Annotated in this window: 25 protein-coding genes; 4 read left to right on the top strand and 21 right to left on the bottom strand. The window is 46.9% G+C overall.

What is annotated here, in order from left to right:
- Positions 1–5 precede the first annotated feature (5 nt).
- From rlmN to trmJ, 11 genes are all read right to left on the bottom strand, one after another.
- Complete coding sequence (rlmN, locus tag WH43_RS09640) at positions 6–1,130, bottom strand: dual-specificity RNA methyltransferase RlmN (protein ID WP_053424397.1); 1,125 nt, start codon at positions 1,128–1,130, stop codon at positions 6–8.
- A 232-nt stretch (positions 1,131–1,362) separates the two neighbouring features.
- Positions 1,363–1,794, bottom strand: coding sequence for a nucleoside-diphosphate kinase (gene ndk / locus WH43_RS09635; protein WP_053424396.1), 432 nt, complete (start codon positions 1,792–1,794; stop codon positions 1,363–1,365).
- A 185-nt stretch (positions 1,795–1,979) separates the two neighbouring features.
- Positions 1,980–2,318 carry an ISC system 2Fe-2S type ferredoxin gene (gene fdx / locus WH43_RS09630; RefSeq protein ID WP_053424395.1) on the bottom strand — a complete coding sequence of 113 codons (339 nt, stop codon included), beginning with the start codon at positions 2,316–2,318 and terminating at the stop codon, positions 1,980–1,982.
- 1 nt (position 2,319) lies between these two features.
- Positions 2,320–4,176: a Fe-S protein assembly chaperone HscA gene (hscA, locus tag WH43_RS09625; protein ID WP_053424394.1), complete on the bottom strand. Its 1,857-nt coding sequence runs from the start codon at positions 4,174–4,176 to the stop codon at positions 2,320–2,322.
- 8 nt (positions 4,177–4,184) lie between these two features.
- On the bottom strand, positions 4,185–4,709 hold the full coding sequence (gene hscB / locus WH43_RS09620) for a co-chaperone HscB (protein WP_053424393.1): 525 nt from the start codon (positions 4,707–4,709) through the stop codon (positions 4,185–4,187).
- 12 nt (positions 4,710–4,721) lie between these two features.
- Positions 4,722–5,045: an iron-sulfur cluster assembly protein IscA gene (gene iscA, locus WH43_RS09615; RefSeq protein WP_053424392.1), complete on the bottom strand. Its 324-nt coding sequence runs from the start codon at positions 5,043–5,045 to the stop codon at positions 4,722–4,724.
- 3 nt (positions 5,046–5,048) lie between these two features.
- Positions 5,049–5,432: a Fe-S cluster assembly scaffold IscU gene (gene iscU / locus WH43_RS09610; RefSeq protein ID WP_053424391.1), complete on the bottom strand. Its 384-nt coding sequence runs from the start codon at positions 5,430–5,432 to the stop codon at positions 5,049–5,051.
- A 28-nt stretch (positions 5,433–5,460) separates the two neighbouring features.
- Positions 5,461–6,675: an IscS subfamily cysteine desulfurase gene (locus WH43_RS09605; protein ID WP_053424390.1), complete on the bottom strand. Its 1,215-nt coding sequence runs from the start codon at positions 6,673–6,675 to the stop codon at positions 5,461–5,463.
- Between the two features lie 19 nt (positions 6,676–6,694).
- Positions 6,695–7,177 carry a Fe-S cluster assembly transcriptional regulator IscR gene (iscR, locus tag WH43_RS09600; protein WP_053424389.1) on the bottom strand — a complete coding sequence of 161 codons (483 nt, stop codon included), beginning with the start codon at positions 7,175–7,177 and terminating at the stop codon, positions 6,695–6,697.
- Positions 7,178–7,310: 133 nt separating this feature from the next.
- Positions 7,311–8,120 carry a serine O-acetyltransferase gene (gene cysE, locus WH43_RS09595; RefSeq protein ID WP_053424413.1) on the bottom strand — a complete coding sequence of 270 codons (810 nt, stop codon included), beginning with the start codon at positions 8,118–8,120 and terminating at the stop codon, positions 7,311–7,313.
- 14 nt (positions 8,121–8,134) lie between these two features.
- Entirely contained in the window at positions 8,135–8,857 is a 723-nt protein-coding gene (trmJ, locus tag WH43_RS09590; RefSeq protein ID WP_053424388.1) for a tRNA (cytosine(32)/uridine(32)-2'-O)-methyltransferase TrmJ, read from the bottom strand.
- Between the two features lie 260 nt (positions 8,858–9,117).
- Between trmJ and WH43_RS09585 the strand changes: the two genes are divergently transcribed.
- The 3 genes from WH43_RS09585 to WH43_RS09575 all read left to right on the top strand — a co-directional run bounded on the left by WH43_RS09585 (position 9,118) and on the right by WH43_RS09575 (position 13,260).
- Positions 9,118–9,942 carry a class I SAM-dependent methyltransferase gene (locus WH43_RS09585; RefSeq protein ID WP_053424387.1) on the top strand — a complete coding sequence of 275 codons (825 nt, stop codon included), beginning with the start codon at positions 9,118–9,120 and terminating at the stop codon, positions 9,940–9,942.
- Positions 9,943–10,029: 87 nt separating this feature from the next.
- Positions 10,030–11,316, top strand: a complete 1,287-nt coding sequence (purD, locus tag WH43_RS09580) for a phosphoribosylamine--glycine ligase (protein WP_053424386.1) — start codon at positions 10,030–10,032, stop codon at positions 11,314–11,316.
- 165 nt (positions 11,317–11,481) lie between these two features.
- The gene (locus tag WH43_RS09575) at positions 11,482–13,260 is read left to right on the top strand and encodes an ExeM/NucH family extracellular endonuclease (protein ID WP_053424385.1); all 1,779 of its coding nucleotides are present in this window, start codon (positions 11,482–11,484) and stop codon (positions 13,258–13,260) included.
- On the opposite strand, the gene WH43_RS09570 is transcribed toward WH43_RS09575, so the two are convergent.
- Complete coding sequence (locus WH43_RS09570; RefSeq protein WP_053424384.1) at positions 13,257–14,126, bottom strand: hypothetical protein; 870 nt, start codon at positions 14,124–14,126, stop codon at positions 13,257–13,259. The genes WH43_RS09575 and WH43_RS09570 overlap by 4 nt on opposite strands.
- A gap of 108 nt (positions 14,127–14,234) precedes the next feature.
- Here WH43_RS09570 and WH43_RS09565 point away from each other — a divergent pair, with 108 nt between their 5' ends.
- Entirely contained in the window at positions 14,235–15,128 is an 894-nt protein-coding gene (locus WH43_RS09565) for a phosphoribulokinase (RefSeq protein ID WP_053424383.1), read from the top strand.
- A gap of 87 nt (positions 15,129–15,215) precedes the next feature.
- Here the strand turns inward: WH43_RS09565 and speD are convergent, their stop codons facing one another.
- The 9 genes from speD to WH43_RS09525 all read right to left on the bottom strand — a co-directional run bounded on the left by speD (position 15,216) and on the right by WH43_RS09525 (position 23,057).
- On the bottom strand, positions 15,216–16,022 hold the full coding sequence (speD, locus tag WH43_RS09560; protein WP_053424382.1) for an adenosylmethionine decarboxylase: 807 nt from the start codon (positions 16,020–16,022) through the stop codon (positions 15,216–15,218).
- A 67-nt stretch (positions 16,023–16,089) separates the two neighbouring features.
- Entirely contained in the window at positions 16,090–16,518 is a 429-nt protein-coding gene (locus tag WH43_RS09555) for an OsmC family protein (protein ID WP_053424381.1), read from the bottom strand.
- A 129-nt stretch (positions 16,519–16,647) separates the two neighbouring features.
- Complete coding sequence (locus tag WH43_RS09550) at positions 16,648–16,998, bottom strand: DUF3802 family protein (protein WP_053424380.1); 351 nt, start codon at positions 16,996–16,998, stop codon at positions 16,648–16,650.
- Between the two features lie 171 nt (positions 16,999–17,169).
- On the bottom strand, positions 17,170–17,520 hold the full coding sequence (locus tag WH43_RS20605) for an aldehyde dehydrogenase family protein (protein ID WP_286049626.1): 351 nt from the start codon (positions 17,518–17,520) through the stop codon (positions 17,170–17,172).
- The gene (astD, locus tag WH43_RS09545; protein ID WP_286049625.1) at positions 17,487–18,641 is read right to left on the bottom strand and encodes a succinylglutamate-semialdehyde dehydrogenase; all 1,155 of its coding nucleotides are present in this window, start codon (positions 18,639–18,641) and stop codon (positions 17,487–17,489) included. The genes WH43_RS20605 and astD overlap by 34 nt, the downstream gene beginning before the upstream one ends.
- 19 nt (positions 18,642–18,660) lie before the next feature.
- Positions 18,661–19,677: an arginine N-succinyltransferase gene (astA, locus tag WH43_RS09540; protein WP_053424379.1), complete on the bottom strand. Its 1,017-nt coding sequence runs from the start codon at positions 19,675–19,677 to the stop codon at positions 18,661–18,663.
- Between the two features lie 103 nt (positions 19,678–19,780).
- Complete coding sequence (locus WH43_RS09535) at positions 19,781–20,998, bottom strand: aspartate aminotransferase family protein (protein WP_053424378.1); 1,218 nt, start codon at positions 20,996–20,998, stop codon at positions 19,781–19,783.
- Positions 20,999–21,320: 322 nt separating this feature from the next.
- Entirely contained in the window at positions 21,321–22,430 is a 1,110-nt protein-coding gene (locus WH43_RS09530) for an HDOD domain-containing protein (RefSeq protein ID WP_053424377.1), read from the bottom strand.
- A gap of 30 nt (positions 22,431–22,460) precedes the next feature.
- Positions 22,461–23,057 carry an anthranilate synthase component II gene (locus WH43_RS09525; protein ID WP_147904054.1) on the bottom strand — a complete coding sequence of 199 codons (597 nt, stop codon included), beginning with the start codon at positions 23,055–23,057 and terminating at the stop codon, positions 22,461–22,463.
- Positions 23,058–23,104 lie beyond the last annotated feature (47 nt).

The following is a 23,104-nucleotide window of genomic DNA, read 5'->3' as shown; positions in this document are numbered from 1 at the left end:
GAGTGTTACACCATTTTTACTGAAATCTCCTGACCTTTCATCTGTTTTTTCTCTACACGCTTGGTACGGTCAATCACATCACCCACGAGCTGACCACAAGCAGCGTCAATATCGTCGCCGCGGGTCTTACGCACCATCACTGTGTAACCATGTTCCTGCAGCACTTTATTGAAGCGATCGATACGGGAATTGCTGGAACGTTTGTAAGGTGACCCTGGGTATGGGTTGAACGGGATCAGGTTCACTTTTGACGGAGTGCCTTTAAGAGCATGTGCTAACTCATGGGCTTGTTCCATGCTGTCGTTGACACCATCCAGCATCACATATTCGACTGTGACTTTATCATTGGCACGTGAGTCTGTGACATAACGCTTTGCCGCAGCAAGGAATTCTTCCATAGGGTATTTTTTATTCACCGGCACTAACTCATCACGCAGCGTGTTATTCGGCGCGTGTAAGGAAATAGCCAAGGCCACATCGATACGCTCTTTCAGCATATCTAAAGCTGGCACTACACCTGAAGTACTTAAAGTGACGCGGCGTTTGGATAAGCCAAAACCAAAGTCTTCCAGCATCAGCTCCATGGCTGGCACTACGTTGTTCAGATTCAGCAAAGGTTCGCCCATGCCCATCATCACCACGTTGGTGACTGGTTTTTCGCCTGTATCGCCGTAGCTGCCTATGATTTGAGCCACACGCCAGACCTGACCAATAATTTCAGACACTTTTAAATTGCGGTTAAAGCCCTGCTGGGCTGTGGAGCAAAAGGTACATTCTAAAGCGCAGCCAACCTGAGACGACACACATAAAGTACGGCGGTCTTTTTCCGGGATCCAGACAGTTTCCACTTCCTGGCCACCAGACAAGCCCATCACAAACTTGATAGTGCCATCAGCGCTGTCCTGACGCGTCACTACAACTGGTGCTGCAATCACAGCTTTTTCTTTTAATTTGTCACGCAACTTCTTGTTGATGTTGGTCATTTTGTCAAAGTCGTCGATGCAGAAATGGTAAATCCATTTCATCACCTGATCGGCTCTGAAGCCTGCTTCACCAATAGAGACAAAAAACTCCTTCATCTGGGTACGGGTCAGATCAAGCAGATTGACTTTGTTTTCTGTTTGGCTCATTTGGGCTTTTCCTCACAACAATAACTTAATAAAAATAGGACAGTTTAAATAGATAGAAAGGGAGCTAAGCTCCCTTTTCGTATAAATAGTCCCTTTACACTTTTTTAAACCTAAGTAATTGGCGTTGCAGCGAGGCGACAAGGGCGTGAGCCCCCAGGAGCATAGTTCACTATGTGACTGGGGCGAAAGCGCGCTGTCAACGAAGCTGCGGCGTCAAAAACGACGGTTTAAATTAACGAGTACGTGAACACAGTTCCGCTTCAGTGAAGAAGAACGCGATTTCACGGGCAGCAGAAGCAGCAGCGTCTGAACCGTGAACAGCGTTTTCGTCGATGCTGGCAGCGTAGTCAGCACGTAAAGTACCAGCAGCAGCGTCTTTCGGGTTAGTAGCACCCATGATTTCACGGTTTTTACGTACAGCGTCTTCGCCTTCTAACACTTGAACCATCACAGGGCCTGATGTCATGAAAGAAACTAAAGCGTTGAAAAATGGACGCTCTTTGTGCTCACCGTAGAAGCCTTCAGCCTGTTCACGGCTTAAGTGCAACATTTTAGCTGCGACAATACGTAAACCAGCAGTTTCAAAACGGTGATAGATAGCGCCGATGTGGTTCTTCGCTACTGCATCTGGTTTTACGATTGAAAAAGTACGTTCTAAAGCCATGACAGACTCCTGTAATCAAAAGGGTGAATAAATTTTTAAGGCCGCGAATTATACGCTAAGCAAAATAAAAAACCTATTTTTTCTAAGCAGGCGAAATGAAGCTTTTGCTACGCGAGCCATTCGTTGCTGTAAAAAGCAAAAAACAGCCCGAAAGCTGCTTTTTATTGGTCTTCAAACAATGGGGATTAATGCCCTTCGCTGACCATATTGACGGTGTACTTAGGAATTTCGACCACTAAGTCTTCGTCAGCGATACGGGCCTGACAGCCTAAACGTGAGTCTGGTTCTAAACCCCAGGCTTTATCCAGCATATCGTCTTCCAGCTCATCGCTTGGGTTCAGCGAGCGGAAACCTTCACGTACTATGACGTGACAAGTAGTGCAGGCACAGGATTTTTCGCAGGCATGTTCAATTGAAATGCCACAACGAAGTGCCACATCCAGCACAGTTTCACCTGTTTTGGCTTCTACTGCGACACCTTCAGGGCATAACTCTGCATGGGGTAAAAAGATGATTTGTGGCATATCAGACCTCGTCGACCTTATGACCCTGCAGGGCACTGCGGATGGACATATCCATACGGCGCGCTGCAAACTCATCTGTTATATGATTAGTGTGTTCAATAGCAGCTTTAATAGCCGCTGTGTTATCGCCTTGTTTCACTCTAGCCAGCTCAGCAAGGGCTTGTTCTACATTTAATTTCTCTTCTTCTGTTAACAGAGCCGCATCAGCATTTAACGCAGCAGTCACAGCTTCCAGTACCCGCTCGGCTTCCACTTGTTGTTCTTTTAACAAACGCAGCTGCATATCTTGTTTAGCATAGAGCATAGAGCTTTGGATCATGGTCGCGACCTGATCGTCGCTTAAACCATAGGAAGGTTTGACCTGAATGCTGGCGCTGACCCCAGTGGATTTTTCCTGAGCTGTGACACTCAACAAACCATCGGCATCGACCTGAAAAGTCACCCGAATATGAGCGCCACCCGCGGCCATAGCCGGGATATTGGTCAGGTTAAAACGCGCTAAAGAACGACAAGCATCCACCAGTTCACGTTCACCCTGTAGCACATGAATCGCCATAGCGGTCTGGCCATCTTTAAAGGTGGTAAATTCCTGAGCACGGGCAACCGGAATTACAGTATTACGTGGAATGATTTTTTCCACTAAGCCGCCCATGGTTTCCAAACCTAAAGACAGCGGGATCACATCCAGCAGCAAGGTATCGTGGTCAGATTTATTGCCGACCAGCACGTTAGCCTGAATAGCAGCACCTATGGCCACTACTTTATCCGGATCAATCGAAGTTAAAGGCTCTGTAGCAAAAAACTCAGCCACAGCGCTTCGTACTAATGGCACGCGGGTAGAGCCGCCGACCATCACCACTTGTTGAATTTCTTCGGAGTCTAAACTGGCATCACGCAGCACTTGTTTGCAAGCGCGAATGGTCTTGCGCACCAAAGGCTGAATTAACGCATCAAAGTCAGAGCGGCTGATTTGGCCTTTAAATTCACCAGAGGCTAGTGGCAGCACAAAATCCAGCTGCTCTGTGGCACTTAAGTTTTCTTTGATTTGACGGGCTGTCACCAGATACTGGCGCAGCTCGGAATGCGAAAGTGCGCTTTGGCCAGTTTGTTGTTGTAACCAGCTGACAAGAGCGTGATCAAAATCATCTCCACCTAAAGCCGAATCACCACCTGTGGCCAGTACCTCAAATACACCACGCTTTAAGCGCAGGATAGAGATATCAAAAGTACCACCGCCTAAATCGTAAACAGCAACCACACCTTCCTGACCTGAGTCCAGGCCATAAGCTAAAGCTGCTGCTGTAGGCTCGTTTAATAAACGTAATACATTCAGCCCTGCCAGTTTAGCGGCATCTTTGGTCGCCTGACGCTGCGAGTCATCAAAATAAGCTGGCACAGTAATTACCACACCCGTCAGCTCGCCACCTAGAGTCTGGCTTGCGGTATCGGCTAAAGTCGCCAGAATTTCAGCTGAAACTTCCACCGGGTTTTTAATGCCCTGAATAGTGTTTATCGCCACTAAACCTGATTGATCGACCAGCTGATAAGGAATATGTTCTGCATCGGCATTGATTTCAGCGAAACCACGGCCCATCAGACGTTTGACCGATACAATAGTATTGTGTGGGTCGAGCACAGCATCAGCTGCAGCGGCATGGCCAACTATGACCTTGTCCGCAGTGTAACGCACCACAGAAGGTACCATATCCTGGCCCGCTTGATTAAATAGCGTTTTGGCTTCACCACTGCGAACAGTAGCAACCAGCGAATTGGTGGTACCGAGATCAATGCCTGCGGCTAACTTGTGCTGATGTGGAGCCGCGCTTTGACCGGGCTCTGCAATTTGTAATAACGCCATGCTGCTCTTTAGTCTTGTGTTTGTTGTTCCAAAAGCTCCAGCTCTTGCTGCAGCTTAAAGAAAAATTTGAGTTTGCGGATTATATCAGCCGCCTGATGATCGTGCTCAGGTGTGTTGGCGTCCAGTGCCGATTGCAACTGTCTTAATAGCGATTTTTTCTGTTGCTGGATTTGCTGGTCGGCTTCGTCTATTAACTCTTCTGGGTCAGCTGCATCGCTAATCTCGGCCAGCAATTCACGTAATTCCATCTGCTGCATTAAAAACGCAGGTTCCATAAAACTACGCTGCTCGTTACTGATTTTTAAACCCCGTAACGCCAGTAAATGTTCTGCACGCAATAGCGGCTGCTTTAAGCTGTGATAGGCATCGTTGATATTGGCGGCTTGTTGCACCGCCATCAGCTTATCGCGCTCAGAGCCTGCGGCATGTTTATCCGGATGAAATTGCCGTTGCAGTTCCAGATAACGGGTGCCTAATTCAGTCAAATCCAGCTCGAACTGAGCTGGCAGATGAAAAAGCTGAAAGTAATTCATCTGCGCCCTTCGTTAAACGGTGAAGCTTTCGCCACAACCACATTCGCCATTGACGTTTGGGTTGTTAAACTGAAACCCTTCGTTTAAACCTTCTTTGACAAAATCCAGCTGAGTGCCGTCGATATAAACTAAACTTTTACCGTCAACAATGAGTTTCAGATTGTCTTGTTCAAACACCTGATCGTCATCGTTTAACTCGTCAACAAACTCCAGCACATAAGCCAGTCCTGAGCAGCCTGTGGTTTTTACACCGACACGCAAGCCAAGGCCTTTGCCTCTGTTGGCCAGGAAGCTTCTGACGCGATCCGCTGCCGCTGGTGTCATTGAAATAGCCATAACTTAGTTCCCGTGACGTTGTTTGTAATCAGCAATGGCTGCTTTGATTGCATCTTCCGCCAAAATAGAACAGTGGATTTTTACCGGAGGTAAAGCCAGTTCCTGCGCTATATCAGTGTTCTTGATTAAAGCCGCTTCGTCTATGCTTTTACCTTTCACCCATTCAGTCACTAATGAGCTGGATGCAATAGCACTGCCACAGCCGTAGGTCTTGAACTTGGCATCTTCAATAATGCCCTGCTCGTTAATTTTTAACTGTAACTTCATCACGTCACCACAAGCCGGTGCGCCAACCATACCTGTAGCTATAGTTGGGTCGTCTTTAGCGAATGAACCGACGTTACGCGGATTTTCGTAATGGTCTATGACTTTGTTGCTGTACGCCATGGCTTATGCCCTCTAATCCAGATAATTACTAGTGTGCAACCCAGGCTACGCTGCCTAAATCCACGCCGTCTTTGTACATTTCCCACAGAGGTGACATGTCGCGTAATTTACCAATGGCGTCATGCACTATCTTAATGGTGTGATCAATTTGCTCTTCCGTGGTGTAACGGCCGATGCTAAAACGAATAGAACTGTGTGCCAGCTCGTCGGTTAAACCCAAAGCACGTAATACGTACGAAGGTTCAAGACTGGCTGAAGTACAAGCTGAACCTGAAGAGACGGCGATATCTTTTAACGCCATAATCAAGGACTCACCTTCAACATAGTTAAAGCTGACGTTGGTAATACCAGGCACACGTTGCACTGCATCACCATTTAAAAACACCTGTTCGATGTCTTTAATGCCGTCTAATAAACGGTCACGTAACACTGCAACACGCTCACGTTCAGCGTGCATTTCTTCTTTGGCAATACGGAAGGCTTCACCCATAGCCACAATTTGGTGCGTGGCTAAAGTGCCTGAACGCATACCACGCTCATGACCACCGCCGTGCGTCTGAGCTTCTAAACGAATACGTGGCTTACGGCGCACGTACAAAGCGCCAATGCCTTTTGGACCATAAGTTTTGTGGCCTGAGAACGACATCAGATCCACTTTTAAAGTCTCTAAATCGATATCCACTTTGCCTGTGGCCTGAGCCGCATCGACATGGAAAATAATACCTTTGCTGCGACACAACTCGCCAATAGCGGCGATATCCTGGATCACACCAATTTCGTTGTTGACGAACATGATGCTGATGACTGTGGTATCAGGACGGATAGCAGCCTCTAACTTATTCAGGTCTACTAAGCCGTTGGCTTCCACATCCAGATAAGTCACTTCAAAACCTTCACGTTCCAAAGCGCGCATAGCATCCAGCACAGCTTTGTGTTCGGTTTTGGCGGTGATCAGGTGTTTACCTTTTTTATGGTAAAACTGCGCTGCGCCTTTGATAGCTAAGTTGTTTGATTCAGTCGCACCTGAAGTGAATACAATTTCACGTGGGTCGGCGTTGACCAGTTCGGCAATTTGCGCACGGGCAATTTCTACCGCTTCTTCTGCCTGCCAGCCGAACTTGTGCGAACGAGACGCCGGATTACCAAAAGAACCATCCATAGTCAAAAATTGCATCAGTTTTTCGGCCACCCGCGGATCAACCGGGGTTGTGGCTGCATAATCTAAATAAATAGGTAGCTTCATTTTTTGCTCCGGCTTTTGCCTACAACTGGCAACTGACTTCGATTTCAGTTGCTGGATTTTTTAACACACGGCCATCTTGCCGTTTCGCCACTTTTTTCACTTCATTCTGGCGAACCAGTTCACCTAAAGTGATACCGGTGAGGAAGTCTTCGATACGATCGCTTAAATCTGTCCACAAACTGTGGGTTAAACATTTAGCGCCGCTTTGACAATCAGATTTACCCTGACAACGTGTGGCATCTACGGACTCATCGACCGCACTGATCACAGCAGACACCGATATTTGCATCGGATCCAGCCCCAGTTGGTAACCACCACCCGGGCCCCGCACACTGCTAACCAGACCTTGTTTGCGTAAACGGGCAAACAGCTGTTCAAGGTAAGACAGGGAAATACCCTGACGTTCAGAGATATCCGCCAATGATACCGGACCAGACTCTGCATGTAATGCAACATCCAGCATAGCGGTCACAGCGTATCGGCCTTTTGAAGTTAAACGCATAACGGACTCCCTGAAACGAATGGCGCAAATTGTACATTCTTGACTGTTTTAGTCAAGTATTAATCCTACCGTTTTAGTCAGGTATTATCCGTTTAGGTTCAACTCTTTTTCCGATGAAAAGCTCTGTAACGGCTTAAATAGTCGGATCAAAAGCGTCTACCGCTTTTTTGCGTTGTTCAGCAGCTTCACGCTCAGCCTGAATAAAAGTCTCATCTTCAATAGCGATTTCCGGCACCATCTCGCAGACGTTGCCGCCGAGTTTATTGATGCTTTGGCACAACTCCGTCACTTTGTTATCTAAAAAATGCATATGATCCAGCATGCGCCCCATCGCATTGGCGACTGGATCCGGATTATCGCTGGAGACAGCGTAAGCATCGAAGCCAAACTTTTTTGCCATTTGCTGACGTTGTTCCGTCAGTGCCATATCTTGCTTGGCGACAATACGGCCCGGAATACCGACCACAGTTGCGCCAGGAGGGACATCCTTCACTACCACAGCGTTGGAACCTATACGGGCTGATTCACCGACATACAAAGGCCCTAATACCTTGGCACCAGCCCCTATCACCACTCCGTTACCTAAAGTCGGGTGACGTTTACCGGGGTTCCAGCTGGTACCACCTAAAGTCACGCCATGGTACAAAGTGACGTCATCACCAATTTCAGCAGTTTCACCTATCACGACACCCATGCCATGGTCGATGAAAAAGCGACGGCCAATTTTTGCGCCAGGGTGAATTTCAACCCCTGTTAACCAACGGGCTATAGTGCTTAAAAAACGCGCCAGCCATTTCCAGTTCGCTTTCCATAAACGATGGTTCATCCGATGCCACCAGATAGCGTGCAAACCAGGGTAGTTAGTCAGTACTTCAAACGCACTGCGCGCCGCCGGGTCCCGCTCGAACACACTTTTAATGTCTTCTTTGATACCTGCAAACATGGTCCACATCCTATTTATTGCTTGGTGGTGCGTTGAATCGAGGCCAGAATACCCCGCAAAATATTCAGCTCCTGCTCATCAGGTCTTGAGCGGGCGAATAGGCGACGTAAACGCGCCATCACAATACCCGGATGCTGCTTGATGATAAAACCTGTGTCGCTTAGGGTTTGTTCCAAATGGACATAAAACTTCTCCATCTGGTCAATTTCCGGATAAATAGTTAAATCTGTTTCAGGGGTTTTATCCTGCTGCGCTAAAAAGGCCACCCGGACTTCATAGGCAATAATTTGGACGGCCATAGCCAAATTCAAGGAGCTGTATTCAGGATTGGCAGGTATACAGACGTGGTAGTTGCACATTTGCAACTCTTCGTTGGTCAAGCCATTGTTTTCGCGACCAAATACCAATGCTACCGGTTTTTGTGTGGCTTCAAGCACAGCTTTTTCACCACATTCACGCGGCTCCAGCATAGGCCAGGACAAAGTACGGGAACGGGCACTGGTACCGACCACTAAACCACAATCGGATATGGCCTGCTCCAGAGTATCCACAACCTGAGCACCAGCCAGAATATCACTGGCGCCTGCTGATAACGCATAGGCCTGACCATCAGGTAATTCTTTAGGAGACACCAGCACTAGTTTGCTTAAGCCCATAGTTTTCATAGCGCGGGCAACAGAACCTATATTTCCGGTATGAGAGGTACCTACTAACACAATACGGATTTGCTCTAACATGCCCACTCCAGCAGATACTTTCGATAGCGGCCCGACGCAGCAGTGAAGTCATCTTCAGCACAGCCACAGGCTTAAAAATTCAAGGGGCGGCATTTTATCACAGCGCAAAATTTTTGTTGATTGAAATTTAGCAGTCCAGCCATCTGAAGCTATTAATCAAGGCAGTTATCCCATAAAAGCCACCACTGGTTTTTTCTGACTGCAAAACCTATTGTGCTTTGTTACACTAACGCAGGTTTTTAACTCAGAAGGATCGTGTTATGAAGGCGTTATCGCAATTCGTTTTAGTATCCAGTTTAGTACTCACTCAGTTCTCTTTTGCCAATGCCGATACCACAGCATTGCAACAAGCGGTGCAAAACCCTGCCCGTACCGAAGCTAATAAAGCGCGTGACCTATACAGACATCCAGTTGAAACCTTAGCTTTTTTTGGGGTAACACCACAAAGTACTGTAGTGGAGATCTCTCCGGGTGCTGGCTGGTACACCGAAATTCTGGCTCCGTTATTGGCCAAAGAAGGCAAGTACTACGCAGCGCATTTTCCGGCCAACAGTACCTCCGAATACGCCACACGTAACCTGAAAGCCTTTAAAGACAAACTCGCGTCTAATGAAGTGTATTCACAGGTTGTAGTCACAGAATTCTCTCCGTTACCTAATCAACAAGTAGCACCGGCCAACAGCGCTGATGTGGTGCTGACTTTCCGTAACCTGCACAACTGGTATATGCAAAAAGGTGAACAAGGCATGATCGATGCTTTTGCTTCCTTTTATGCTGCTTTGAAACCGGGTGGTGTATTAGGTGTAGTGGAACACCGTTTACCTGAGGCTAAGAAAACAGCGGACTGGTTAAAGTCAGGCTATTTCCCGCAAAGTCTGGCGGTTGAATTGGCACAAAAAGCTGGTTTTGTTTTAGAACAGAGCAGTGAAATCAACGCCAATCCAAAAGATACAGCCGATCACCCGGGTGGTGTCTGGACTTTGCCTCCAACTCTGTCACAAAAAGAGCAGGACAAAGACAAGTATCTGGCCATTGGTGAAAGTGACCGTATGACGCTTAAATTCCGCAAACCAGCAGCCAACTAGGCTGCTGTTTGTTTTCGTGACACTGATGTTTAGTGTTTGATAGACCTTTTGAATAAAAATTCTGGACTGATTAGGGCGAAACTGACAATGAAAGTATTAGTAATAGGTGGTGGTGGTCGTGAACATGCTCTGGCATGGAAAGCAGCACAATCGGCTCATGTGACACAAGTCTTTGTAGCTCCCGGCAACGCAGGTACTGCACTGGAAGCTAATCTGACCAATGTGGATATAGCTGCTGACGATGTGCCTGCCCTGACCGCTTTTGCCAAAAGCGAAGGCATAGCTTTGACTATAGTGGGCCCTGAAGCACCACTGGCCAAAGGTGTGGTTGATACCTTCCGTCAGCAAGGCTTAGCTATTTTTGGCCCTACTCAGGCCTCCGCTCAACTCGAGAGCTCCAAAGCTTTTGCCAAAGACTTTTTAGCCCGTCATAAAATCCCTACTGCAGCTTATGCCAACTTTACAGAGATTGAGCCAGCTAAAGCTTATGTCAAAGCCAATGGCACTCCTATCGTCATCAAGGCCGATGGTTTAGCTGCAGGCAAAGGCGTGATTATCGCTCAGACTGAAGCTGAAGCTTTTGCCGCCATTGACGATATGCTTGCAGGCAATAAGTTTGGCTCTGCCGGCAGCCGTGTGGTGATTGAAGAGTTTTTAACAGGCGAAGAAGCGTCCTTTATCGTGATGGTCGACGGCACTCATGCCTTAGCTTTTGCTTCGTCTCAGGATCACAAAGCCCGTGATGATGGCGACAAAGGCCCAAATACCGGTGGTATGGGTGCTTATTCCCCAGCGCCAGTAGTAACTCCTGCCGTACATGACTGGGTCATGCAAAATGTGATTTACCCCACAGTCAATGGTATGGCCTCTGAAGGCCATATCTACACAGGTTTCCTCTATGCAGGTTTGATGGTAGCACCTGACGGTACCTGTAAAGTGCTGGAGTTTAACTGCCGTTTTGGTGACCCTGAAACACAGCCTATTATGATGCGTTTACAGTCCGACTTAGTCGAGCTGTGTCAGGCTGCTGTGGAAGGTAAATTAGCCCAGCAACAGATTAAATTCGATAGCCGCGCTGCTGTTGGCGTAGTGCTGGCTGCTGGTGGTTATCCGGATGATTACCGCAAAGGCGACGTGATTTCTGGTTTGCCCACAGAAGACAGCCGTGAAGCCAAAGTATTCCACGCTGGCACTGTGTTAAAAGATGGTCAGGTACTGACAGCTGGTGGTCGTGTGCTTTGTGCTACAGCTTTAGGCGCCAATGTCACTGCAGCACAAAAAGCGGCCTACGAGCTGACTGATAAAGTGCAATGGGACGGTGTATTTAGTCGCCGGGACATAGGCTACCGCGCAATCAAACGTGAGAAAAATTAAAGATATTCCTTTATTTCTAAGGCGCCGTTATGGCGCCTTTACTTTTTTGGTCCGCTATTCACAGCAATTTCATGCGAATTTCAACGATTTGCCCTTGTAGATTTTTCTGGGTGCCTTAGGCTGTACGCATCTGTGCTTATGCTCCTGAATTAAAGGACTCTTTTGATGAAATTATCCATTTTTACGTTACTGGTGCTTACCACTGGTTCATTTGGCGTTTCTGCTGCATGTCAGACAGAAACAACTATTGCAGCCATTCAGGGCGAGGTTAAACAAAGCCCGCTGCTCAGCAAAACTGTGTCTACATCTGGAGTAGTGACTGGCCTGCTGTATCCGGATAGCAAAGCTGCAGGCGTTTTGCTGCAAAGCCTGACTCCAGACAACAACCCCACAACCAGCGAAGCTTTATTTATTGCAAGCAAAGAGCTGGTGCAGACAGCGAAGCCAGGTCAGCAGATTGAAGTGACAGGTAAAGTCGCTGAACTCAATGGCATGACAGCGTTAGTGGATGTCACCAGTTCAGTCTGTGGTCAACAAGCCAAACCAACACCTGTGGTAGCCACACTGCCTGTTCAATCTAAGCACGACTGGGAAGCACTGGAAGGTCAGTATCTGTCGTTCCCTCAACAGCTAGTAGTCAATGACAGTTACGGCTTATCGCGTTATGGCGAGCTGTTGCTGGCCGACAAAAGATTGTGGGTCGCCACTGAGCTACACAGACCTGGTAAAGCAGCCACAGCTTTTGAACAGCAACAGCGTTTAAGCGAACTGACGCTAGACGATGGTATTTTTAAACAAAATCCAGACCCTGTGATTTTCCCTGACAGTAATTTGTCGGCCAGCAATACAGTACGGGTGGGTGATACAGTAAAAAATCTGCAGGGTTATCTGATTGAAACCAAACAGGGTTATCGCTTAGTGGCGGCACAAGTGCCAGATTTTATCGCCAGCAATGCAAGAACCGAGGCCCCGAAAGCAAAAGCAGCCGACCAAATCCGGGTGGCCAGTTTTAATGTACTGAACTTTTTCACCGGCGAGACTGCAGCCAATCCTTTCCCTACGCGCCGCGGCGCCACAGATGCGAACGAATTACAGCGCCAGCAAGCGAAAATGATCGCAGCTTTATCCCGCATGGACGCTGATGTTATAGGCTTGCTGGAAGTAGAAAATAATGGTTTCGAGGCACGCAGTGCTTTGGCCACCATAGTACGTGAGCTGAACAAAGCCTTAGGCGATAATCGTTATGCTTTTGTGAAACCAGACAACTCGCAGGGCAATGACGCTATTAAAGTGGCGCTGATCTACAACCAGCAAAAAGTAACAGAAGCAGGCAAAGCAGCAGTGACAGCACAAGGCCCCTTTGCTTATGGCTCACGTGCACCTTTGGCGCAGAGCTTTCAAGCCAAAAATACTTCCACCACTTTTACTGTCAGCATCAACCATTTTAAATCCAAAGGCAGTTGCCCTGAACAGCAAACCAGCGCACAGGACAAGGCCAATAGTGATAACAAAGATGGTCAGGGCTGCTGGAATCAATCCCGTGTTGAGGCGGCTAAAGCATTAACGTCCTGGCTGCAGACTCAGCCTACAGGCGTCACGGCCGCACATCAGCTGGTGATTGGCGATTTAAATGCATACCGTCAGGAAGACCCGGTTTATACACTGGAGCAAGCTGGGTGGGTTCACCTGGCCCCAGCTGGTGAAGCCGGTCATTATTCTTATGTCTACAAAGGCCGCACCGGCTCTTTGGATCATGCCCTTGCCAGCAAAAGCATGGCCAAACAACTGACTCAATTCCAACACTGGAATATTAATGCCGACGAGCCAGCCGTTTTGGATTACAACACTGAATTTAAATCAGAAGCTCAGCAACAAAACTTGTATGCACCGGATCCGTTCCGCTCATCAGATCACGACCCTGTGCTGATCGACTTTAAGTTTTAAGCCTTACAAACAAAAGCCAGCTGGTTGCGCTCTTTATTGAGCGCAAAACGGCTGACTTCCGTAGCACAGTCTTTGGATAAATCTAACCACAAAGTCCAGCCTTGCTTGCCTGTGACTTGCCACTGATAAATTTTGCTACCCGCAGACACCAATAAAACATTTTCAGACCACCAGACTAAATCTTGTCCTCCTGCCGGCAGCGCCAGTTCAGTTGCAGTGGTTGTTTTCGTTTGTACATCGTAGAAGCTTAAATACAGCTGATTCTGCTTTGCCTCTGTGTAATACCCTTTTTGAGTGCCCGGCTGCCAGCTTAAAGCACGGCCTATACCTGTCGCCAGCGTCGTCAGCTTTCCGCCTTTATCCAGATAACGCACTGTGTGGTTATCTTCTTTATCACCCAGAATAAATAGCAACAAATCCTGATCGCCACCCCAGGCATGGTAGCCCACCCCTTTGGGTTCAGCGTTGAGCTGACTAGTGTTGCCCTGCCAGTCCACTTTCCACAATCGTTGCGTTTGATCCGCTTCTACCACCACTACAGAGACACCAGAACCATCGGGCAATAAAGTCGGTGAATATTCACTTAAGGCGGTTTTAGTCAGCATATCTTGTTTTTTATCAGCGATACGATAACGCCCAATATCTGTTTGCACTGCGGCATCCATGCCTTGCTCCAGCGTAAAAAACAAGCTTTCCCCATCAGAACTAAAAGTTGGCTGATTGATGTAAGTTGCAGTCTTGTTGATTTTTATCGTATTAGAGACAGACAAATCTTTTGATAAATCAGTCAGATATAAATTGTATTGTGGTAAGGCTGCTGCCACTGGCAACGCCATAACAGCCAAGGCAAAAGAGAGTAGTCGCACAGGTGGATCCTTCTTTGTTTCATAGCAACAGCTTTATGACTGTGCTTGCAGTGACCTTACTTTATCCTTTATGGTAGTCTGCTGACAATCAACACAGCCTGGCTTTTTATGTCTCACAAAAACCCTATTATTGCGGTCACAGGTTCCTCAGGTGCCGGCACGACCACTAGTATGAGTGCCTTTTCGCATATATTTCGTAGCCTTGGCATAGACGCAGGTTTTGTCGCTGGAGATTGTTTTCATAAATACAGCAGACCAGAGATGGATCTGGAAATACGTAAAGCCAAAGAGCAAGGCAAACACATCAGCTACTTTGGAGCTGAAGCCAATGACTTTGCGGCTTTAGAGTCTTTGTTCTCCAGCTATGCTGAAACCGGTACCGGCAAAGTACGGCAGTATTTGCATACCTTTGATGAAGCAGTGCCTTACAACCAGCTGCCTGGTACTTTTACGCCATGGCAGGATTTGCGTCCTAACACCGACTTACTGTTTTACGAAGGTTTACATGGTGGAGTCGTGACGGAACACAATAATGTCGCCCAGCACGTGGATTTGTTGATTGGCATGGTGCCCATAGTCAACTTAGAGTGGATCCAGAAAATCATCCGTGACACATCAGAACGGGGCCATAGCCGCGAAGCTGTGATGTCGAGCATAGTGCGCAGCATGGATGATTATGTAAATCAGATCACTCCGCAGTTTTCCCGTACTCATATCAACTTCCAGCGAGTGCCTACTGTCGACACCTCAAACCCATTCAGCGCAAAAGACATTCCGTCATTTGATGAAAGTTTTGTCGTCATACGCTTTCGTGGCATTAAACATGTCGATTTTCCCTACTACCTGCAAATGATCAACGGCTCTTTTATGTCGCGGGTCAATACGCTGGTAGTGCCTGGTGGCAAAATGAACTTAGCCATGGAGCTGATTTTAACGCCGCTAGTGGAGCAGTTGATTATTAAGCGTCGCCAGGCGAGAGGGCAGATTAACTGGCTGGAGTAGAAACAAGGGTCAGAGTTTTAACTCTGACCCTATTATAAACGCCGTCCTGATCCCGATTACGAAGACTATATGCGGGTCAGAGCCAAGTTATTCCATTTCCGGTAAATTGCGGCCGTAAAAAATTTCCCGCATTTCACGTTTTACTTTTTTATTGATGACTTTACGGGCGGCGTCATCCAGTTCATCCACCCCTGTACCAAACAGGTAGTTGTTTAAATCATACTCTTTGAGCATCATTTTGGTATGGAACAGGTTTTCCTGATACACGTTTACATCCACCATCTGGAAAGCGTTTTTGGTCTGCTCATCCATAAAATTCTGAATCGAATGAATAGGATGGTCGATGTAATGTTTGATCCCTTTTACATCACGGGTAAAACCTCGCACCCGGTAGTCTATGGTGACTATGTCTGATTCAAAGCTATGGATCAGGAAGTTCAGGGCTTTGAGCGGTGAAATCAAACCACAGGTTGAGACTTCAATATCAGCACGGAAAGTACAAATACCATCATGCGGATGCACTTCAGGGTAAGTGTGCACACAAATATGGCTTTTATCCAAGTGAGCTACCACAGAGTCCGGTAATGGGCCTGGGTTTTCTGAGTTGTCTGGCGAGCCCTCTATCGGCTCTTCGCAGACCAGAATGGTCACACTGGCACCTTGTGGATCGTAATCCTGCCGGGCAACATTGAGAATGTTAGCGCCAATAATATCCACGACTTCACTCAGGATATCCGTCAGGCGATCGGCATTGTATTGCTCGTCGATATAGGAAATATATTCCTGACGATGTTGCTCGGTTTGGGCATAACAAATATCGTAAATGCTGAAACTCAGGCTTTTAGTCAGGTTATTAAAACCATGCAGTCTTAGTTTTTCAAAAGGTTTTACCACGTTTTCTTTACCTCACTAGTCGGCACAACAGTCCAGTATAGAACTAAAGTACCAATGCAATCCTGACTCACTCAGCTAAAGGCTGGACTTCGGATTGTTTCACGCTAAAAGAATGAGTCACTTCAACACTTTGTGACAACATAATAGAGACCGAGCAATACTTCTCAGCCGACAGATTCACCGCTTTTTCCACATGTTTTTCGCTGACATTAAAACCAGTGACTACAAAATGCAGATGAATTTTACTGAATACACGAGGAATGGTTTCTACGCGTTCGCCTGTTAAAATCACTTCACAATCCGTGACTTGCTGTCTGGCTTTTTGCAAAATACTCACGACATCCACTGACGAACAGGCTCCCGCTGCCATCAGTACCATTTCCATAGGGCTAGGTGCTGCACTGCCTTCTTTATGAGCATCAAACACCACATTGTGGCCACTGTCAGAACGGCCGATAAAGGTTTGGTCACCGGCCCATTTTACGCTGGCTTGCATAGGAGAGATCCTGTTGTCCGTATCAAAGAGTCGCTATTTTACGGAAAACAATCCAAGGAGCTATAGCCAAGTAACCTGGAGTTGCGGTCAACAAAGCTGCAGCTTCAAGGACGACGGGTATAGTTAAGATTAATCCATCAGATCTGCAATAGCGTTATCAAACAGATTTTTAATCAGCAACGATATTTCCTGAATAAGCTCCGTCTGCTGGGCTGTCGCTGGTTGTTCCAATACAGAAGCGAGGACTTCCTGGAAGTCATACAAAATACCATCGACTTCACGCACTATCATGCTGCGATGGTTCATTTCCAGTTCGGTATGCTGAGTACAAAGCTGGATAATTTGCTCAGCAATGGATTCTTCCAGCACTTCACCCAGAGTTTTAGCTCCTGCAACGACAGGGCCCCGTTGTTCGAACAACGACAAATGCTCCGTCAGGAATTGGATCAGATGCTCATAGCCGGGTTTATCAGTTACCATACAAAAAGGACACCTATAGTGCACAACGCAGAAATTCAACCTTCTGAGCATGGCACAAAAGCTCAGACAAGTTGTAGTTAAGTGAGTGTCATTTAAGCAAATTTTGTTTCATAAAACAAATCGGGGCAGAGCCCCGATTAAAATAAGACTAAAAAACAACTTTTACCGGGATCAGAAGCTTAACCCTGGAGATAACTGTTCCGGTAACTGTAACTGATCCAGCTCCACCGATGCGACCGGATAAGCACAATAATCAGCCGCATAATAAGCGCTGGCTCTATGATTACCGCTACCGCCAATGCCACCAAATGGAGCAGCAGAGCTCGCACCCGTGATAGGTCTGTTCCAGTTGACAATACCCGCCCTGATTTTCCGGAAAAACAGCTGATAGAGCGCTTCATCATCCGACAATAAGCCTGCGGATAAACCAAAACTGGTGTTATTAGCGGCTTTGATTGCCTCATTAAAATCAGTAAAACGGAATACTTTTAACAGAGGTCCAAAATGCTCTTCATCCGGCATGTCAGTGACCAGGCTGCAGTCCAAAATACCAGGCTTAACATAGCCGGGCTCTGCGGTTGTTGCTGCATAGACAACAAGACTTGAGCACCACGTTCAACTAAATCCTGCTGCGCTTTGAGCATGCCCAAGGCGGCTTTTTCCGAGATTAATGTGCCCATAAATGGCTGATCAGCTTCATCATACAAGCCCACTTTCAAAGCTTTCGTCACTTCAAGTAAACGGGCCAGTATTGCATCGCCTTCAGCTCCTAGCGGTAAATACAAACGACGAGCACAGGTGCAACGTTGACCGGCAGAGATAAAAGCGGATTGAATAATGTCATGCACTGCAGCATCTATATCTTTGACATTCTGTACGATCAGAGGGTTATTCCCCCCCATTTCCAGTGCCAGAATTTTATGTGGCTGACCAGCAAACTGCTGATGCAAATAATGGCCAGTGCCAGAGCTGCCGGTAAAAAACAAACCATCAATGCCCGGATGGCTGGCGATGGCTTTACCAGTCTCTACTTCTCCCTGCAGCAAATTCAGTACACCTGCAGGTAAACCAGCTTTTTGCCATAACTGTACTGTCAGTTCAGCCACTTTTGGCGTCAGCTCACTGGGTTTAAATACCACCGTATTGCCGGCTAATAAAGCGGGGACTATATGACCGTTAGGTAAATGACCCGGAAAGTTGTAAGGACCAAAAACAGCTACTACGCCGTGAGGTTTATGCCGTACCCAGGCTTTGCCTTGTGGCATAGGATTTTCTTTCACCCCGGTTCTTTCCTGATAAGCTCTGGCAGAAATATCGATTTTACCTATCATGGCAGCGACCTCAGTGCGGGTTTCCCACAGCGGCTTGCCAGTTTCTTCAGCAATACACAAAGCGAGTTGCTCTTTGTGTTCGGTCAGTTGCGCCGCAAAAGCCCGGGCTATCTGTAAACGCTCGTCGAAACTTAATTCACTCCAGTGCTCAAAGGCTGCTCTTGCTGCGTCAATAGCGCTATTTACCTGAGCGGCGTCCGCACTCTGGCCTTGCCAAATCACTTGCTGTTTTGCAGGATTTAATGAACTAAATAAGCGCCCTGCGCCCTGTTGCCATTGACCGTTAATCAATTGCACTGCTGATATTGTCATTGTCGTTGTCCGCTAAAAATTAAATCCGTGCTAAACGCACCCAATCCCCGTTATTGACCTGTAGCAGCTCTGCACATTCCACAGGTAAGGTCACCATTTCACTGTATTCTTCCAGTTGCAGGTAAAGCCAGGTAGCTCTGAAGTCCTGTAGTTTGGTATTGGACACCATGTAGGGCTGACCTGAGGTGACAGGACCAATCTGAACTTGCAGCTTGCGACTGCTGCGCACACTGCGGATATGCTCCACTTTGGCTTCAACTGTCGGGCCTGCATCAAAAATATCGACATAACCTGTGTTGGAGAACCCTTCCGATTGCAGCAAGGCTAAGGCAGGACGAGTTTTTTCATGCACTTTACCAATCACAGCCTGAGCTTCTTTACTGAGTAAACTGACGTATATCGGATACTTCGGCATCAGCTCGGCGATAAACACCTTTTGGCCTATGCCGGTCAGATAATCTGCTGTGGGGAAATCCACCGAAAAGAAACTATCCTGCAACCATTTCCAGAATGGCGAATGGCCGTCTTCATCCGACACACCACGCATTTCAGCAATGACTCTGTCGGCAAAACGTGAGCGGAATTCAGCGATAAACAAAAAACGGAATTTTGACAACAAACGACCATTGTTTTTCTTGCGACTCGATTCGCGTAAAAACAAAGTGCAAAGCTCGGAAACTCCGGTGTAATCATTACAAAGTGTCAGAATATCGACCGGGTTGTAGACCCCTAAAGCGCGGGAGGTGTGCACCACTTTACCTAGATGGTAATGATAAAACGCATCTTCCAGACCCACTGCAGCTTCAATAGCACTGGTACCGACCACTGCGCCGGTTTCGGGATCTTCCAGCACAAACAAATAGCCTTCATCACCAGGCTTGTCGACCTTTTTAGCAAAAGAGGCCTCGGAGCGGCTAATTTTACGCTGTAACAACTCATCATTGACGGGCAACGAAGTAAAGCCGTGACCTGATTCGACAGCGATGTCGTATAGTTCCGGATAATCTTCGGCTCGGATTGGGCGAATGACCATCATAGTCGCTTACTCCAGTTAATTTGCTTCAGAGCGCCCGATCGTAGCGGGCGCTTCATTTTTTGCTTTATTGTAGTTGTAGTCAGACAGTGTATAAGGGTGAAATTCAGCCTTGTTTCACTTGTGCTACTGCTTTTTCAAAACGCTTCATGCCTTCAATAATGTCTGCTTCAGGGATCACTAATGAAGGAGCAAAACGAATCACGTCCGGACCAGCCACCAGAGCAAACAAGCCCTGATCGGCAGAAGCCAGAAAAAAGTCGCGCGAACGGCCTTTAAACTCATCGTTTAACACAGCGCCTAACAACATGCCCTGACCACGCACTGTACTGAATACATTGTGTTTTTCGTTGATCGCAGCTAATTCGCGGCGGAACAGTTTTTCCCGCTCCAGCACGCCATTAAGCACTTCAGGCTGATTAATGGTATCTAAAGCAGCTTCTGCTACGGCACAAGCCAGTGGATTACCACCATAAGTACTGCCATGAGTGCCGACTTTTAAATGACTGGCAATCTCAGTGGTAGTCAACATAGCGCCAATAGGGAAGCCACCGCCTAAAGATTTAGCTGTGGTCAGAATATCAGGCACTACATTCGTGTGCATATAAGCATACAATTTACCAGTACGGCCCACCCCAGATTGCACTTCGTCATAAATCATCAGTGCATTAAATTGATTACATAAATCACGTACACCTTGCAGAAATTCCAGTTCGCCCGGAATGATGCCACCTTCACCTTGCAAAGGCTCCAGGATCACAGCGCACGTATTGTCCGACATCAGTGCTTTGAGGCTTTCGAGGTTATTGTATTCAGCGTGATCAATAGCACCTGGTTTAGGACCAAAACCATCTGAGTAGGCAGCCTGTCCGCCTACTGTCACAGTGAAAAAGGTACGACCATGAAAGCTTTTACCAAAAGAGATAATTTGCTGCTTTTGCGCACCAAACTTATCCAAAGCCCAACGCCGGGCCAGCTTTAATGCCGCTTCGTTGGCTTCAGCACCTGAGTTGGCAAAATAAACTTTCTCTGCAAAAGTGCTGTCGACTAACTTTTGTGCCAAACGCAAAGCAGGCTCGTTAGTCATCACATTGCTTAAATGCCATAACTTATCAGCTTGTGCTTTTAATGCAGAGACTAAAGCCGGATGGCAATGACCTAAGGCATTCACTGCTATACCGCCTGCAAAATCAATGTATTCACGACCGGCCTGATCCCAGACACGAGAGCCCTGACCACGAACCGGAATAATAGGTGCCGGTGCATAGTTTGGAACCATCACTTCATCAAAAAGTGCGCGGGTGACCTGAATATGTTCTGCCATTTTTTACCTCTGCTGCCATAAAAGTCCGCAGTTTACTCAGGCTGGTTTTTCAGCGGAAAAACGTCGGACGGAAAAAGATGCTTCATCGCATTATTACAGATAAAAAATGAAAAGTCTTGCGTTCAAAATGGCTGAAAGCCTTGAAAAACAAGGCTTCCAGATAGTTTTGCATAGGATGTGAATAACTAGTTATTCGCTCGACTGAGGAAACAGAGCTGAAAAACAGCAAACAACGAATGCCGCAGTTGATCTGCTCTATTTTTTAGTGCAGCAGAAGTGCTGCTGAAAAAAACTGCATGTTTATTGACTAATTTTTTTTAAATTATTCAAAAGACAGCTTTTTCAGGTCCAGAGCCGCTAGCATTTTACGCATTTCATTGTGTACACCAGCATCATTAAGAGCTTTGTTGGCATCATCTACATCCAAACGCTGCTCCTGAATTAAAAACTTCACCTGCACATAAGTATCGGCTTGTTTTACGACTCGGGTTAAATCCATACAACTACTTAGCGGTGTTTCGTCCACGATTTGATCCAGAATAGCAGCCAGAGGCATACGTTTGAGTTGCCAACGAGCGATCAAATCCGCACTGATAATACCGGCAAACTCTTCAATACTGCTGGATAAGAAACCTGCATCAGCATCTAACGCCTCGAGAGCATCGGTCAGTTCATTGTCACGGGCATCGCGGGCACGTAATAATTCAGTACGTTTCACCTGAGCATAACTGCGCAGATAATTACGGATCACCACCATATGACCCATGGTCTGGAACATAGCGGCGCAAAAAGCGACAAAACCGTTTAACCCTTGCGAATCAGCAATAGCGCGAGCCGCGATGGCTGTTGCTAAAGAGTAATCCCAGATCTTGACCTTAAACTGAACAAAAGGCTCGGTAGAATGCGGAATACAATGCCGGAATGCATAAACAGGCACCAGCGACTGCAAGGCTTCTACCCCCAAGAAACGCAACGCGGTTTTAATATCTTTGACCAGGTTGCCTGAGCTGGTTTTATTGCGATAACGAGGCTGATTGACTAAACGCAGTACATCTTCTTTTAACCAATCAACATCGCTGATCAGCGGGTCCAATTGGTTTAACGTAACGGCTTTTGCACTTAAAGCATCAAGTAAAGCCGGGAAATTTGGCCCTAAATCAAACAAGGAACTACTGACAACGTCAATACTGCCCAAACGTTGCATCAGCTCCTGCGCAACTTCGTCATGTAAATGGGCTTGGGTGAAATCAAGGAATATCTTCTTAGCGTTTTCACCGGATTGACGGGCCTCCAGAGCCTTAAGCTCTACTTCAAGCATTTGACGATTGCTTGCCTCTTGCTGCTGGTTTTTTAAATAACGTAAGCGCTTCTGATTTGGGTCAACCCCAATCAGATTATCTATAAACAATTGCTCCAGTGAGGAGGAAGACATAACTACCCTTTACTCCTGTGTATACACAGTTTACTTATCATTATTGTTCAGGCCTTTGCACAATGTCAGAAAATTCTGTAATAACTGATGTCCTTGCTCAGTTAAAATAGCCTCAGGATGAAATTGAACGCCATACAGAGGCAACTTTTTATGCGACAACGCCATAATTTCCGCTTCGTCTGCTGCAGTCCAGGCTTCAATACTCAGCTCATCCGGCAGCGATTCTTGTTCCACTATTAACGAATGGTAGCGTGTCACACTCAACGGGTTATTCAATCCCTGAAACAAATCTCTTTGTCGGTGTTTGATCAGTGAATTTTTACCATGCATCACGGCTCTGGCCCGCACCACTTTGGCTCCAAACACCTGAGCTATCGCCTGATGCCCCAGACAAACGCCAAGGATCGGCATTTGCCCTGCGAAGTGTTCAATAGCAGCGAGTGAAATACCCGCCTGGTCCGGACTACAAGGTCCTGGCGATATCACCAGACTGGAAGGCCGGATCGCAGCTATTTGTGTCAGACTGATTTCATCATTACGACGCACCAGCACCTGTTCACCTAATTCAGCGAAATACTGAACTAAATTGTAGGTAAAAGAATCGTAATTATCTATCAATAAAATCATAACAATCCGGCATTTAGAGCATTACTTTCAATCAACTGTCAATCACA

This window comes from Rheinheimera sp. KL1 (genome assembly GCF_001275035.1).
In the GTDB taxonomy this organism is placed as follows: Bacteria; Pseudomonadota; Gammaproteobacteria; order Enterobacterales; family Alteromonadaceae; genus Pararheinheimera; species Pararheinheimera tangshanensis.
This window is presented reverse-complemented; position numbering and strand designations above follow the sequence as displayed.